Raw genomic sequence first — 1,048 nt, 5'->3', positions numbered from 1 at the left:
CCCTTCCTCTGTTTTATTGAAAGGAGATTGTCCCATGAAAATGCGCTTTGCCATGACGTTGCTTTTCGCCCTGCTCAGCATGCCCTCGTGGGCCGCCATGCAGACAGTGACGCTTTCAGTTCCGGGGATGACCTGTTCCGCATGCCCCATTACCATCAAGCTGGCCTTGAACAAGGTGGACGGTGTTTCACAAGTCGACGTGAGCTATCCGGATCGAGAAGCCGTGATTACCTTTGACGACACACGAACATCGGTGGAAGCCTTAACCCAGGCAACGGGCGATGTCGGCTATCCCTCCACCCTGAAATCCCTGGAAACGGACAGTAAGTGAGTTGTGATAAAGGACTCCAAGCGCCCTCTGTTACACGCGACTCGGCGCCTGCCGTGACAATGCCCCAGTAATTCAAGGAACTCGGAATGAATAGTGACAAAAACCTGCATATCGCTGTGATTGGTAGCGGCGGCGCAGCCATGGCGGCTGCCCTGAAGGCCGCGGAGCGCGGCGCCCGCATCACCCTGATCGAGCGCGGCATTATTGGTGGTACCTGCGTGAATACCGGCTGCGTGCCGTCGAAAATCATGAGTCGTGCCGCGCATATCGCGCATCTGCGCACGGAGAGCCCATTTGACGGGGGCGTCAGCGCCCAGATACCGAAGGTGGACCGGGCGAACCTGCTTCAGCAACAGCAGACGCGTGTCGAGGAACTGCGCGACGCCAAGTACGAAGGGATTCTGCGCGACCAGACGGCAATCACGGTCCTGAACGGTGAAGCCCGGTTTGTCGATGCCAATAACCTGGTGGTCCAGTTGAACGAGGGCGGCGAGCAGAACGTCCATTTCGATCGCGCCTTTATTGGCACTGGCGCCCGTCCCGCAGAGCCGTCGATACCGGGGCTGGCTGAGACGCCTTATCTCACCTCCACCAGTGCGCTGGCATTAATTACTGTGCCTGAACGGCTGATCGTTATCGGCGCCGGTTTTGTTGCCCTGGAATTGGCCCAGGCGTTCGCCCGGCTGGATAGCAAGGTCACCGTGTTGGCCCGCAGCC

At 58.8% G+C, this 1,048-nt stretch carries 2 protein-coding genes; both read left to right on the top strand.

What is annotated here, in order from left to right; all coding sequences use genetic code 11:
• Positions 1–34 precede the first annotated feature (34 nt).
• Positions 35–331 (top strand): mercury resistance system periplasmic binding protein MerP, encoded by a 297-nt coding sequence (gene merP / locus BM035_RS22230; RefSeq protein ID WP_011784884.1) that lies wholly within the window; start codon positions 35–37, stop codon positions 329–331.
• An 86-nt stretch (positions 332–417) separates the two neighbouring features.
• Positions 418–1,048: FAD-dependent oxidoreductase (locus tag BM035_RS22225; RefSeq protein WP_139216104.1), on the top strand; the 631-nt coding region annotated here is incomplete at its 3' end.

The sequence above is a fragment of the Marinobacter sp. DSM 26671 genome, from assembly GCF_900112835.1.
Taxonomy (GTDB): Bacteria; Pseudomonadota; Gammaproteobacteria; order Pseudomonadales; family Oleiphilaceae; genus Marinobacter; species Marinobacter flavimaris.
The sequence above is the reverse complement of the archived record's forward strand: the minus strand, read 5'-3'. Positions and strand labels throughout refer to the sequence as shown.

Excerpts from the sequence above, each read along its gene's own strand:
- merP (WP_011784884.1), top strand. The coding sequence starts at position 35 with ATGAAAATGCGCTTTGCCATGACGTTGCTTTTCGCCCTGCTCAGCATG.